Annotated in this window: 10 protein-coding genes; 3 read left to right on the top strand and 7 right to left on the bottom strand. The window is 54.1% G+C overall.

Going from position 1 to position 13,864, the window contains the following annotated elements; all coding sequences use genetic code 11:
* Nucleotides 1–210: 210 nt before the first annotated feature.
* Entirely contained in the window at nucleotides 211–3,624 is a 3,414-nt protein-coding gene (locus tag QZ517_RS02850; protein WP_294221778.1) for an indolepyruvate ferredoxin oxidoreductase family protein, read from the bottom strand.
* A gap of 129 nt (nucleotides 3,625–3,753) precedes the next feature.
* Between QZ517_RS02850 and QZ517_RS02845 the strand changes: the two genes are divergently transcribed.
* Both QZ517_RS02845 and aroQ read left to right on the top strand, forming a co-directional pair.
* A complete protein-coding gene (locus QZ517_RS02845; protein WP_294221775.1) occupies nucleotides 3,754–4,194 on the top strand; it encodes an Lrp/AsnC family transcriptional regulator in 441 nt (146 codons plus the stop codon).
* A gap of 61 nt (nucleotides 4,195–4,255) precedes the next feature.
* Nucleotides 4,256–4,693, top strand: a complete 438-nt coding sequence (gene aroQ, locus QZ517_RS02840) for a type II 3-dehydroquinate dehydratase (protein WP_294221771.1) — start codon at nucleotides 4,256–4,258, stop codon at nucleotides 4,691–4,693.
* Nucleotides 4,694–4,761: 68 nt separating this feature from the next.
* Here the strand turns inward: aroQ and QZ517_RS02835 are convergent, their stop codons facing one another.
* The 5 genes from QZ517_RS02835 to QZ517_RS02815 form a co-directional block, all read right to left on the bottom strand.
* Nucleotides 4,762–7,113: a Tex family protein gene (locus QZ517_RS02835; protein ID WP_294221768.1), complete on the bottom strand. Its 2,352-nt coding sequence runs from the start codon at nucleotides 7,111–7,113 to the stop codon at nucleotides 4,762–4,764.
* Between the two features lie 102 nt (nucleotides 7,114–7,215).
* Nucleotides 7,216–7,914: an ATP phosphoribosyltransferase gene (gene hisG / locus QZ517_RS02830; protein ID WP_294221765.1), complete on the bottom strand. Its 699-nt coding sequence runs from the start codon at nucleotides 7,912–7,914 to the stop codon at nucleotides 7,216–7,218.
* Nucleotides 7,911–8,996, bottom strand: coding sequence for an ATP phosphoribosyltransferase regulatory subunit (locus QZ517_RS02825; protein WP_294221762.1), 1,086 nt, complete (start codon nucleotides 8,994–8,996; stop codon nucleotides 7,911–7,913). Before QZ517_RS02825 ends, hisG begins: the two co-directional genes overlap by 4 nt.
* Nucleotides 8,996–10,486 carry a histidine--tRNA ligase gene (hisS, locus tag QZ517_RS02820; RefSeq protein WP_294221759.1) on the bottom strand — a complete coding sequence of 497 codons (1,491 nt, stop codon included), beginning with the start codon at nucleotides 10,484–10,486 and terminating at the stop codon, nucleotides 8,996–8,998. Before hisS ends, QZ517_RS02825 begins: the two co-directional genes overlap by 1 nt.
* A 164-nt stretch (nucleotides 10,487–10,650) precedes the next feature.
* Nucleotides 10,651–11,469 carry a sulfotransferase family protein gene (locus QZ517_RS02815; protein ID WP_294221846.1) on the bottom strand — a complete coding sequence of 273 codons (819 nt, stop codon included), beginning with the start codon at nucleotides 11,467–11,469 and terminating at the stop codon, nucleotides 10,651–10,653.
* Nucleotides 11,470–11,616: 147 nt separating this feature from the next.
* Here QZ517_RS02815 and QZ517_RS02810 point away from each other — a divergent pair, with 147 nt between their 5' ends.
* A complete protein-coding gene (locus QZ517_RS02810) occupies nucleotides 11,617–13,194 on the top strand; it encodes a DUF5928 domain-containing protein (protein ID WP_294221756.1) in 1,578 nt (525 codons plus the stop codon).
* Nucleotides 13,195–13,210: 16 nt separating this feature from the next.
* On the opposite strand, the gene QZ517_RS02805 is transcribed toward QZ517_RS02810, so the two are convergent.
* On the bottom strand, nucleotides 13,211–13,846 hold the full coding sequence (locus tag QZ517_RS02805) for a hypothetical protein (protein ID WP_294221753.1): 636 nt from the start codon (nucleotides 13,844–13,846) through the stop codon (nucleotides 13,211–13,213).
* Nucleotides 13,847–13,864: the final 18 nt, after the last annotated feature.

Below are 13,864 nucleotides of genomic sequence, written 5' to 3'. Positions count from 1 at the left end.
AGAATTCCAGAACCCCGGATGGATCGCCATCCGGGGTTCGTCTTTTTTGGTAGGATCGCCCAACTCCCAGTGTCTGAAATATTTGTCGCTTTCCCACTTAGGATCGAGGCATAAAAAAGGCGGGACATTCCCCGCCTCCCGCCCAATCTCGTCACCTCGCTTGGCACCATATACGACCTAGGCATCGACATTGTGCCGTGCCTTGGGCTGCTATAATTTGGTCGACAACATTGTCTCCAACACGGCCACGCTTTTGCGCGCCTTCTCCGCAGAGGCTTCGCGCACGACGCCATAACCACGGATTTCCCTGGGGGCAGTCAAAAGGGCCCAGCAAGTATCCCGATTACTTGCGTCATACCCAATCTCCACCAGATCAAGCACGTCCTCAAACCACACCAACAGCGCTCGATCGAGCTTTCTGTCGGCGCTGAACCGGAACACATCCAACATTGACCCTCGCAACACTTTTGCCTTTGCAAGCGTGCCCAGGACAGGTCGCATCCATGGCCCCAGCTTCATTTTCTTTGGGCGACCTTGTGCGTCGCGCCCCAGTGGAAGAATAGGAGGAGACATATGGTAATTCACGCGATAGTTCCCCTCAAACTCTTCGCTAAGCTTCACTTCAAACTGACGGTCCTGCTGCAACCGGGCCACTTCGTACTCATCTTTGTATGCCATCAGCTTAAACAGTGACTTGGCCGCCTCAATCAGCAAATCATCCGGCAACACCTTCGCTAGGTTTGACATGCGTTTCTCAAACCGTCCCGCATAAGTGGCATCCTGGTAGTCCGTTAGAAAGGCCACACGTTTGGCAATAACGGCTTTGGCGGTTTCCTCTTCGCGCTGCTTCTCCCATGAGAAAGCATCTGGATCATGTGCCAGCACGCGCCCAATATCAAAAGCCTTGGCGTTTTTCTCAACAGCCACACCATTGAGCAAAACCGCTTGTTTGAGAGCCACTTCACTCACCGGAACCAATCCCCTCTGATAAGCAAACCCCAACAACATCACATTGGCGAATACAGAGTCACCCATCATCTTCTCGGCCATATTGTTGGCATTAAGCGCCCGCACATTTTCAGTGCCAACAGCTTTACGGATGACATCTTCCCGCACGCCGGCTTTCAGGTCCGCATCCCGATTGAGTACAAGATCACCAGTGGGCATTTCTGCGGTATTTAGGACCACCTGCGCACCTTTGCGGTAATGCAAACTGGCTTTTGGCGCGGAACTCACCACCACGTCGCAGCCAATTACCGCATCCGCCGCACCGCTTTCGATACGCACTTGATTGACCGCTGCGGGGCTCGCTCCCAGACGGATATAGCTCAACACAGTGCCAAACTTTTGCGCGAACCCGGTGAAATCGAGCACTGAGCTGCCCAACCCCTCCAAGTGTGCCGCCATTGTAATCAGCGCACCTACAGTCACAACGCCAGTGCCACCAACGCCTGTCACCAACAAATCAAACGGTTTATCCAAAGAAGTCACCTTGGGCGCTGGCACGTTTGCCAGCAGTGTGGCTACATCCACGTCAGCGCCATCCTTTTTGCGCCGCTTTGCCCCTTCCACAGTTACAAAGCTGGGGCAAAAGCCATCGACACAGGAAAAGTCTTTGTTGCAGGTCGATAAATTGATCTTACGCTTACGACCAAATTCAGTCTCCACCGGCTCCACACTCAAACAGTTGGATGCCTTGGAGCAATCACCACAACCTTCACAAACCAGCTCATTGATAAAGGCAAACGTATCCGGGTCTTCCATCGTGCCACGCTTGCGACGGCGTCGCTTCTCGGTGGCGCATGTTTGTTCGTAAATAAGGAGAGTAACACCCTCGATTTCGCGCAATTCTCGCTGGACCGGGTCCATGTCCACACGATCATGAAAGGAGGTTTCTGGCGGGAAATCAGATTTCTCAAATTTGCCGATATCATCGCTCACCAATGCAATCCGCGTCACGCCTTCGGCACGGGCATTCCAGGCAATTCCGTGCACCGAAACCGGGCCGTCCACCGGCTGCCCACCAGTCATAGCCACAGCGTCGTTGAACAACACTTTATAAGTGATATTGGCATTTGCGGCGACAGCTTGCCGGATCGCGAGTGACCCAGAATGATACCAAGTGCCTTCCCCTAGGTTTTGAAAAATGTGTTTATTACCATTGTACTTCTGCGCCACAGCGACTGGCACGCCTTCGCCCCCCATCTGCGCGTAGCCGCCGGTTTCACGGTTCATCCAGCTCGCCATGACATGGCAGCCAATGCCACTCATGGCTTTGGAGCCGTCAGGCAGTTTGGTCGACGTATTGTGCGGGCAACCTGAACAGAAATACGGTGTCCGATTTGCCCCCTCAACATTCAACACTGGTGGTTTTGCTTCGATCAGCGCCGCCGCCTTCTCAAGCAGGCCTTCTTCTGGGAACAATCGCGCCAGGCGCTCAGCAACAACCGGCACCAGCATTTTGGGCGACAACTCACCGGTCCATGGCAAAAGCGGGTCACCCGCCGCGCGATGCTTGCCAACCATTTTCTCCGGCTTGTCCCCAGGCCAATCATAGAAATACTCTTTAAACTGGCTTTCGATGATGCCGCGCTTCTCTTCGATGACGAGCACCTCCGTTTTGCCGCGTACAAAAGCCAACGCGTCACGTCGCGCCAACGGCCAGACCATGCCGACCTTATAAATGTCGATCCCCAAACGCCGGCAAGCGGCCTCATCCAATCCAAGAAGCCGAAGTGCTTCCATGAGATCCAAGTGTCCCTTGCCTGTAGTCACAAACCCAAAGGTCGCCTCACCTACATCATAGATACGTTGATCAATTGGATTCGCTTCGACAAAGGCTTCAACAGCGCGGAGCTTATGCCCGATACGCGTTTCAATCTCTGGGCTAGGCAAGTCACTGGGGCGCACATGCAAACCGCCGGCTGGCATCTCAAATTCAGGATCAACAAACTGACGATCCGCCTGTAACTCCACAGATCGGCCGGATTCCACCGTCTCTGAAATTGCCTTGAACCCAACCCAGGCTCCCGAGAACCGGCTCAGCGCTATCCCGTATTCGCCAAATGCCTGATACTCATCAACACTTGCCGGGTTTAGGGTTGGCATGAACCACGACATGAAGGCCACATCAGATTGATGCGGCATCGAGGAGCTGACGCATCCATGGTCGTCTCCCGCAACAACCAGAACACCGCCTTTGGAGGAGGAACCATAGGCGTTGCCGTGTTTGAGCGCGTCGCCAGAGCGGTCCACACCCGGGCCTTTGCCGTACCACATGGAGAACAGCCCCTCGACGTCGCACTCAGGATCCAGCGTTGCTTGCTGGGCTCCCAAAACGGCTGTTGCACCGAGGTCTTCGTTCACGGCAGGCATAAAAGTGATGTTTTGGTCTTTGGTGCGTTTGCGCTCTCGCCAAAACTCCAAGTCGACACCGCCCAATGGGGAGCCGCGATATCCAGAAACAAAGCCACCAGTGTTCAGGCCTGCGTCTCTATCGCGTCGCGCCTGATCAAACATAATACGAACCAGAGCCTGCGTTCCGGTCAAGAACACCCGTCCCGTCGTCCGGTCATAACGGTCAGACAGGGAATAGCTGTCAAATTCGTGGCTAGCTTCGGTCATTGGCGCGCTCCTCTTTAATTGAGGAATGATCTCACATGCAATCCGGTTTCCTGTTCCAGACTATTGCAGTATCCTCACCCACGGCGAATTTCTGCTTCGCCTAAGTGCCAAAACTTGGAAGGACATGCCATGAATCTGGATGCAAAAGACCGTCAGTTACTTGCCCTTCTGGAGAAAGACTGTCGACTGTCCAACGCAGAGCTGGCGGAGAAGGTTGGCATGTCAACGTCAGCTTGCTGGCGTCGCGTCCGCGCGTTTGAGGAGGCTGGTTTGATTGTCGGGTACGGAGCGCGATTGCAGTCCGAAAAACTGGGACTGACTTTTCACGCGATCGTACACGTGCAACTCACCCGCCACGACCCGGCCAATCTCAAGCGCTTTATCGAAGCCGTCAATGCGCGAGAAGAAATCCGTATGTGTTTCGCAACGACTGGCACCGCGGATTATCACATGCGAGTGCGATGCACGGACATCGAAGCTTACAATAGGTTCTTGGAAGACTTTCTCTTTACGCTCCCTGCGGTAAGTTCGGCACAGACAAACGTGATACTGCGTGATCTAAAGTCCTAAACCTTGCTCCCACACCGGTTTTCCGGCTACCTCAACGCAACAGTAAAAGGCACGTGGCACAATGAGCAAAACAATCTACATTCTGAACGGCCCGAACCTGAACCTTCTCGGCAAACGTGAGCCAGAAATTTACGGGACTGACACGCTAGCGGATGTCGAAGCTGCGTGTGCGCAGGTTGGTGCTGATTGTGGTCTCACTGTGAAACAGTTGCAATCCAACTCCGAGGGCCAGCTCGTCGAATGGATTCATGAAGCCCGTGAAAAGGCTGCCGGAGTTATCATCAACCCGGCAGCCTATTCGCATACTTCCGTCGCAATTCTGGACGCGCTAAACATGTTCGAAGGGCCTGTTCTGGAAGTGCACATCTCCAACATCCACAAACGTGAGACGTTTCGCCACCACAGCTACGTTTCCGCCCGCGCCGAAGGCGTGATCGCTGGATTTGGCGTGAATGGATACGCGCTGGCCATGCGTCAAATGGCTACCCTGCTAACCTGACAACCATTGTTGTGATCGTCTCAAGTTGGACGCACCGGATCAAAGCCAGGCGCGCCCAAATATTGCGCCTACTTCTTCCGCATCGCATCCATCAGCGCCGCCCCCAATGCGCCGCCGCTGTCCTGCTTAGGTTTGGCAGCGTAGTTATTACTGCCGCTGCTTCGCTGACCTTTGCCACGTTGCCCGACACCGGCACCACCGCGCCCCTTGCCGCCAAGCCCTGATCGCGCGTCGCGATCCTCTTTAGCCGACGTCCCACCGTCCTTGCGCATCGACAGGCCAATCCGTTTGCGCGGCACATCAACTTCGGTAACCGTGACATTGACCACATCACCAGCCTTCACCACTTCATGCGGGTCTTTGACAAACCGATCCGCCAACTGGCTCACATGAACAAGGCCATCTTGATGCACCCCAACGTCGACAAAGGCGCCAAAGGCCGCCACATTGGTCACTGTGCCTTCCAAGGTCATTCCCGCCTTAAGATCAGAAATCTGTTCCACACCGTCTGTAAACGTCGCTGTCTTGAATGTCGGTCGCGGATCCCTGCCCGGCTTTTCCAACTCGCCTAGAATGTCCCGCACGGTTGGCAAACCAAACTTTTCGGACACAAATTCTTCTGCACGCAGCGACTTCAATGCGGAACCATCGCCCATCAATGTGCGTACATCGCGCCCGCAGGCCGAAACAATTTTACGAGCAACATCATATGCTTCAGGGTGCACCGCACTTGCGTCCAGAGGTTCACCGCCATCCATGATCCGCAAGAAACCCGCGCATTGCTCAAACGCTGCCGGCCCTAGCCGCGCCACATCCAGCAACGCTTTGCGCGACCCAAATGCTCCATTGGCATCGCGATGCGACACAATTGCTTCGGCCAAGGACGGCCCAAGACCAGACACATGTGCCAACAGTGGCGCGGAGGCCATATTCAAGTCCACGCCGACCGCGTTCACAGCATCTTCAACGACCGCCTCCAGAGATTTGCCCAAGCGGTGTTGATCCACATCGTGCTGATACTGACCCACGCCAATCGATTTTGGCTCGATTTTCACAAGCTCCGCCAAAGGGTCTTGCAGGCGCCGCGCAATTGACACTGCACCTCGCAGAGACACATCCAAATTTGGAAACTCACGTGCGGCCAGCTCGCTTGCGGAATAAACCGACGCGCCAGCCTCGCTCACGATCACCCTTGTTGGTGCTTTAACACCCTTAGGCAGAAGCTTCAGAGTCTCGCCCACCAGCTTCTCAGTCTCCCGACTCGCCGTACCATTGCCAATCGCGACCAGTTCCACATTGTGCTTGGCAATCAACGCCATAATTGCAGCTTCGGCCCCACGCACATCATTCTTTGGCTGAAACGGATAAATCGTCGCTGTGTCCACAAGCTTGCCTGTGCTGTCCACCACCGCAGCTTTCACACCGGTTCGTATACCTGGATCCAGCCCAAGAGTGGCCTTTGCACCGGCTGGTGCCGCCAACAGCAAGTCTTTCAAGTTTCGCGCAAACACCTGAATGGCCTCTTCCTGCGCCCGCCCCCGCAGTTCGCCCATCAAATCTACAGTCATCGTCAGGCTCAGCTTCACGCGCCAAGTCCAGCCAGCGACCTTGCGCAGCCATCTGTCTCCAGGCGCATCCGTACGCGTGTCGAGAACACTGGCAACCATCTTTTCTGCCCGCGCCTTACCGGCTTCAGGATCTGGGCCAATATCCAGCGCTATCACCCCCTCTTTGGAAGCCCGCATCATCGCCAAAGCTCTGTGGCTGGGCACTTTTGACCACAACTCAGAATGTTCGAAGTAGTCGGAAAATTTGGCACCCGTCTGTTCTTGTCCGGAAATTACTTTCGCCGCTACAATCGCCTCTTTTTGAAGGAAAGAGCGCAGTTCGCCAAGCAGCCCTGCATTCTCAGTCAATCCCTCAGCCACAATATCACGCGCGCCGTCAAGCGCGGCCTTCACATCAACGACAGCCTCAGTGATGAATCCAGCAGCCAGCGTTTCGGGATCAGCAGCCCGATCCGCCATAATTGCCGCGGCCAAAGGCGCCAGCCCATTTTCGCGCGCAATCATCGCTTTGGTACGTCGTTTCGGCTTATAAGGCAGATAAATATCTTCTAGGGTCGCTTTGGTTTCCGCACCGACGATGGCCTTGGCCAAAGAGTCGGTCATTTTCCCCTGTTCGCTGATCGATGCCGATACAGTCTCACGTCGTGCTTCAAGCTCGCGCAAATAGGCCAATCGATCCGCCAAAGTCCGCAACTGCGTGTCATCCAGACCGCCGGTAACCTCTTTACGATACCGTGCCACAAACGGCACCGTCGCACCTCCATCCAACAGCTTTACAGCTGCACCGACCTGTTCAGGTTTCGCGGCAATCTCGCCAGCAATTGTTCGGAAAATGCGGGTGCTGATATCCACGGGTCGGGTCTCCTCAAAGCTTAGGGAGACCCTTCTTAGCATCGCCGTCAGCGGGGCCAAGCACGGATTGTTAAAACCTGCAAAAACCTGCCTACGCAGACGTCAATCGCCCAAGCCCAAGATTGAAAGGAGCCTCTTCATTGTAGCCCGCTCTTCATCGTCCATTTCGGCCTTCCGGCTTTTGAACAACGTCGCCTGCGACTTCAACACCAATGCATCAGACAGTATTTTAAGATGGTTCGCCCGCAATGTGTCACCGGTAGAGGTAATATCCGCCACACCCTCTGCCGTCAGGTTTTTGATGGTGCCTTCGGTTGCGCCCTGGCTGTCCACGAGTTGATAATCCGCGACCCCGTTGTCTTGAAGAAACTCCCGAACCAGACGGTGATACTTCGTAGCAATTCGAAGCCGGAAGCCATGCTCGCGCCGGAATGCCGCCGATGCGGCATCCAGATCTTCAAGAGTATCTACATCCACCCAGCAACCAGGCACTGCAATGATCAAGTCAGCATGTCCAAAGCCCAATTCAGCTTTTTCCTGAACTTGTTGTTCCCACTGGCCCAGCTTCTCGCGCACCAGATCGGTGCCGGTCACGCCAAGGTGAATCCGCCCTGCGGCCAGCTCACGCGGTATCTCACCCGCAGAAAGAAGCACCAGTTCAACCCCGTCGACACCCTTAACAGCACCGGCATACTCCCGATCCGACCCAGTTCGGCTCAAGCCCACGCCACGCGCACCAAACCAATCAAAAGTTTTTTCCATCAGACGCCCTTTGGAAGGCACACCCAACTTGATGGTCATGCCGCATCCTCCAGTTCCACCAGAATTCCCGGGCGAATAACGCCACCCACTGCTGGAATTTCACGACCTTGACCAAGTACACGCGTCAGCGCGTCGTAGCGCCCCCCGGTGGCCACTGGTGGCAAGTCCGCCCGGCCCGGCACATAAAAACCAAAGACAAATCCGTCATAGTATTCCATCGACGTGCGCCCGTAGCTTGCCTCAAATTCGAGACTTTCGACATCAACGCCGCGCGCCTCAAGCGCATGCATGCGATCGCGCAACCGGAAAGTCGCCTCTGTGATTGCCGGCATATCAACAGCCAAATCACGAATGTGCTCCAGCGCATTCGGCAGGGTCTCACGCACTACAAGCAGCGCTTCGATTAGTTCAACCTGCAATGCCGAAATCGGTTCAGCCACGGCTTCGGCTCGTAGGCCTTCGATTCGCGCGGCCACCTCGGCTTGAGAGCGCAAGCCAATGTCAGGAAAATCATGTAACATCGGGTCATCCGCGGCCAAAAGCGCAGCACGACTCGGCGGGACCTCAGATTTCCCGGAGTAACGATCCAGCAATGCCTTGAATTTCCGTGGCCGCCAGATGTGACGTGCCAAAGCCTGCTTGCGCCGCTCAGTGGTCTCAAGGCCAGCCACAGCAGCAGCCAAAATACCAATGTCCCCTGTTGCCGCCCGCAGCTCCACACCTTTCAGCGCATCTTGCATCACGGCAAAGACTTCTGCGTCGCTGGCCGCCGGGTTGTTTCGGTCAAAAACCTCGTAACCAACCTGAAAATACTCATTGGGCCGCGACTGATCTTCTTCCTGACGTCGAAAAACTTCACCCGCATAAGTATAGCGTGCCGGTTCAGCCCCATCAGACATGTGCATTTGCACAACTGGCACGGTAAAATCAGGGCGCAGCATCTGTTCGCCGCGCAGGGCATCAGAGGTCACATACGCCCGCCCGCGAATATCCTCACCATAGAGATCAAGAAGTGCCTCAGCGGGCAGCAACATGGACGTTTCCACTGAAACAGCTCCGGCAGCCTCAAACTGAGAAGTAAGCGCCGCCGCCCGCGCCCGGATTTTTTCTTTTCCGGCCATCACCCAGCCTGCCCATCAAGGATTTCACGCACTTTCGAAACCATGTCACCACGCGGCACTTCAAACTGGCTCGGACGTTCTTTCCACTCTTCAAGTGTGGCGTTTTCCGCAATTTTAGCGCCGAGGATCAGATCTTTGATTTGCACCACGCCGCTGGCCTTTTCGTCGCCACCTTCGATCACGGCAATCGGCGAGTTGCGTTTGTCAGCATACTTCAGCTGGTTGCCAAAGTTCTTTGGGTTCCCAAGATACATCTCGGCGCGAATGCCGGCATTGCGCAACTCCGATACCATGGCCTGATAATCTGCCATCCGGTCGCGATCCATCACGGTCACTACAACTGGGCCTAGGGACGTGGCACCCATGCGGCCTTTCTCACGCAGAGCCGCCAGCAGGCGATCCACACCAATAGACAGCCCCGTTGCAGGGACCGCTTGCCCGGTGAAACGCTTCACCAGATCGTCATAGCGTCCACCACCTGACACAGATCCAAACTGCCGTTTGCGTCCTTTGTCATCGAAGATTTCAAAGGTTAATTCGGCTTCAAATACCGGCCCTGTGTAGTAACCAAGGCCACGCACAATTGACGGATCTATTTCGATCCGATCATTGCCATATCCACCAGCAGCCAGCAAATCGCCGATTTGCTCCAACTCAGCAATACCTTCGGCGCCGATGGCTGACGCGCCAACGGCATCCCGCAGATTCTCAAAGGTCTTGGCAACATCATCCGCCTTGGAGGTCAAAAATGCGATCACTGGTTCAACTTGATCGTCGCTTAGACCAACACCATCTATATAGGCACCAGATGCATCCAAACGCCCCTTGCCCAGAAGTGCGCGCACACCGCTCTCGCCAACTTTGTCAAATTTGTCGATGGTGCGCAGCACGTTGTCCTTGGCCGCCTGATCTTCGCCAAGCCCCATGACTTCCAACACGCCGTTCATGACTTTGCGGTTGTTCACCCGCACAAGGTAGTCTCCGCGCGGAATCCCAACAGTTTCGAGTGTATCAGACAGCATCGCACAGATTTCGGCATCGGCCGCCATGCTCGCTGTGCCTACGGTATCCGCATCACATTGATAAAACTGGCGGTACCGACCCGGCCCAGGCTTCTCATTGCGCCAAACCGGCCCCATCGCATAACGACGGTAAGGGTTTGGCAGATCGTTTCGGTGCTGAGCATAGACCCGCGCCAAAGGCGCTGTCAGATCATAGCGCAGAGCCATCCAATCGCCGTTGTCTTTTTCGTCGTATTCCTGCCATGCAAACACGCCCTCATTCGGGCGATCCACGTCAGGCAAGAACTTACCTAACGCTTCAACGGTTTCCACTGCGCTGCTTTCAAGGGCCTCAAAACCATAGCGATGATACACCCCGGCGATCTGATGCAGCATTTCGGCGCGTTCGGTCACCTCTACACCAAAATAGTCGCGAAACCCCTTAGGCGCGACGGCCTTGGGGCGGGGGGCTTTCTTCTGCTTGGCCATAGCTATGGTCCTTGTGAATTCACTACGCCTGTGGCTTTAGCGAAAGGGTTGCCGATGGGCAAGGAGCGGTGCCACTACCATGCAAAACGTCACACAAATATCGCATTGCCGGCGCGCGTTTGCACAAACTCCCATGGCCTTCATTTCACCGCTAAGCCAGCAGCTCAATCGCCAAGTTTAGCGTGTACTTCGTCCAGATCGATTTCACCAATTGGCATTTTGTTGCCGGGATTCTCAAAATCGTATTTGAACAACTGGAAGTCACGCTTGAAGATTTCGTAGACGAGATGCATCGAGAGGTCGTCGAAATAGTCCTCCACAGGATGCGCACGTTTTGGACCATGCCCCTCAGACTCGTTGAAGCGCGGGATATGAGTTAAATCAACAGCGTGCGGCGTTTCAATGCTATCTAGGACGCCTTGCATGCCGTCATTAAATTGTTCGGTCCACACAATTTTATCGTAGGTGCCGCCGTTCACGATAAACGTAGAAACATGCCCGGACATCGCGGACCAGTGAATGTCAGGATCCATAGGGCGGCGCCAACGGATGGTGTCACGAGCAAACAGCAGAAACCTGCGAAAGCTTTGAATTTGGTCGAACTCTTGCTTGCCGTCTTCGCCACCCACTTCGATGCCATACTTCTGGATCAACATCGGCACCAAGTTGCCACGGTACCGCTTTCCATTGCGCTGAATGCCACAAATCTTGTCAAAGAATGACGATAGAATGCGGGTGTAGGGATTGCGTACACAGGTGAACGCATAAGAACTGTGCTCGCGCACATTGTTTGTAATTGGCTGATGGCTTTCTTCTAAGGCCCACTTGTGCATGCCACCTTTGGCATCGTGGATATCCCCATCGAAAAATTCGCCATGATCCGAATAAAACATGATTTGTCCGATGGTGGAGCATGCGCATTTTGGCACGACTCGATACACCACACTTTCACTTTCGGTCATCCAAGTGCCGGGGAATCCCATGTTCCTGCCTCCATTACCGCCGCGGTTACCGTTTTGGCCACGATCTTTGCGCCTGTCAAAAATTTCCAAACAAAGCCTGTTTATTCAACGCGCTTTCATCTTTAAATGGATAAACACAAGACGTCAAAGTGGGGATCGAAGCGCTAGATGGCGAGAATTGCTTACATTCTTCTGTGCCACAAAGATCCTGAAGCGATCATCAAGCAGGCAGAGCGGCTTACAGCCACAGGGGACTACATCTCCATCCATTTTGACGCGCGCGCAAAACCTGAGCATTTTTTAATGCTGCAGGAGGTGCTCGGCCCCAACCCAAACGTTGCGTTTTCTGAAAAGCGGATCAAATGCGGCTGGGGCGAATGGAGCCTTGTGGAAGCGACACTCTATGCTGTGCAAACGGCGGTTAAAAACTTCCCGCGCGCCTCGCATTTTTACATGCTGTCCGGCGACTGTATGGTCATCAAATCATCGGAATACATCCATGAGTTTCTTGACGATAATGACGTTGATTTCATTGAAAGTTTTGACTTCTTTGAGAGCGACTGGATCAAAACCGGCATGAAGTCAGAGCGGCTGATCTATCGCCACTGGTTCAATGAACGCACACAGAAACGCCGCTTCTACGCGACATTCAACGTGCAGAAAAAGCTGGGGTTAACCCGCGAAATCCCTGCCGATATTCAAGTTATGATTGGCAGCCAATGGTGGTGCTTGCGACGCCAAACCATTGAAGCGGTCTTACATTTCACTGAATCCCGCCGCGATGTGATGCGATTTTTCAAAACCACCTGGATCCCGGATGAGACGTTCTTTCAAACAATCGTGCGGCATTTGGTCCCGACAAATGAAATTCGGACACGCACTCTGACTTTCCTGATGTTTACCGACTACGGGATGCCGCTGACTTTCTATAACGACCATTACGATCTGTTGATCAGCCAAGACTATCTGTTCGCACGAAAGATTAGCCCTGACGCCCTAACCCTCAAAGAACGACTTGGCCAACTCTATGCAGAAAAAGGCGTAGATTTCCAAATCTCTGCGGAAGGCCCAAGCCTGTTTAAGTTTTTGACCGGAAGAGGACGGCAGGGAAAACGGTTTGCCAGCCGTTTTTGGGAGACTGAAAGTACACTCGGTCGCGACCGAGAACTAATGTTAATTGTTTGCAAAAAATGGCATGTTGCCAAGCGGCTACTCGAAAAAATTGACCAAGCGACTGTGCATCCAACCATCGCTTACCTCTTCAATGAAGAGAGCACACCGTTGCCAGATTTGGGTGGCATCCAATCGACCTTGGGCAAACGGACGCGGCACCGGCGTGCGTTGATGCGGATGTTGTTTGATTACTATGACACCAACCAATTGGTGGTCTGTTTGGACCCAAGTGCGATGGACCTCATGCAGGACTTCTTTGGGGATCGTTCCATCACGCGGATGTTGGAAATTCAGTGTGATTTTACGGATGAATATCTGACCGGGCACTCTATCCGCATCGGGTTGGCGGGCGAACAAACGTCACCGGAAACCCTGGAGCGCTTGTTGCCCACCATTCGGCGGGACATCTTGAGCGAAAGTGACCGTATTCGCGACGCGGAGTTTGAGAATGTAAGCCGAATGGTGCAGTCTGGGACGGAGGACGAGCATGTGAATGCGCTGGTTGATTTTCTACATGTACCCGAAGAAAAGGCCCGCGAAATTGCGCGGACAGATTATCTTTTTGCAGACTGAAACTACGTCACATTGCCTAGGATTTGGTCACAAGATTGGCGGCCAAAACATTGACACAGGCACGAATGGCACTGGTTGAAACCGGGAGATCCATCGATGGCGACACTTCGCCCTTTTCGACAATATTTTCAGGTGTTTGCGGGATGTGCACAAATCCACTTTTGAGATCAATGTCACGGCATCTTGCTGTGTGCGCCAAGGTATAAATCAACTGGTTGCACAGATGTGTTCCAGCCGAAAAGGAAAGGGCTGCTGGAATGCCTTGAGACCTCATTGCTGCCACCATATCCGCACACGGCAATGTGGCGTTGTAGGCCGCTGGCCCACCGTCAATGATCGGCGTTGTGGTGAGCTTTGCACCCGTCACGTCCGGCACCCCAAAATGACGCCAGTTCACACCGATCATCTCCGGTTCAACCACCGCGGAACTTGACACACCAAGCCCGATCCAGCCATCGGGCTGATGCCTGTCCAGTAAGTCGTTGATGCGATCCTGAAGGGCGAAAGTGTCAACATCCAGCTCAACCGCAATCAATGTGCAGCAGTCAAAATTTTCCAGCCCAAGGCGTTTGGCAACCTGAGCGGAAGGGTTATTTCTGGCTTTAGCCCAAGAGCCGTAACCGGACACCAGTATGGTTGGTTTTTGTGTCATTCGAACCCTCACTGGACG

The sequence above is a fragment of the uncultured Shimia sp. genome (assembly GCF_913054185.1).
Lineage (GTDB): Bacteria > Pseudomonadota > Alphaproteobacteria > Rhodobacterales > Rhodobacteraceae > Shimia.
The sequence above is the reverse complement of the archived record's forward strand: the minus strand, read 5'-3'. Positions and strand labels throughout refer to the sequence as shown.